Origin of the sequence: Ochrobactrum sp. SFR4, assembly GCF_019730395.1 — a bacterium.
Classification (GTDB): Bacteria; Pseudomonadota; Alphaproteobacteria; order Rhizobiales; family Rhizobiaceae; genus Pseudochrobactrum.
The window spans coordinates 1-229 of sequence record NZ_JAAPBB010001503.1 but is presented as its reverse complement, the minus strand read 5'-3'; the positions used below and the strand labels follow the sequence as shown (position 1 = coordinate 229).

The following is a 229-nucleotide window of genomic DNA, read 5'->3' as shown; positions in this document are numbered from 1 at the left end:
AATTCACGCGCCGTGCATTTGCAAACGGCAAAATGGATTTAACTATGGCGGAAGGGCTGGCGGATTTGATCTCCGCTGAAACGGAAACACAAAGACGATTAGCACAGCAAGTTGCTTCCGGTGCGCAACGTAATCTTTATATGGATTGGCGACAGAAGCTCATTCAGGCGCGAGCTTTTATTGAAGCTGAATTAGACTTCGCAGATGAGGGCGATGTTCCGGGTTCAGT

The 229-nt window shown here is 48.5% G+C and carries 1 pseudogene; it reads left to right on the top strand.

Going from position 1 to position 229, the window contains the following annotated elements:
• Positions 1–229: pseudogene (locus HBA93_RS24035) on the top strand (tRNA uridine-5-carboxymethylaminomethyl(34) synthesis GTPase MnmE); the annotation flags it as partial.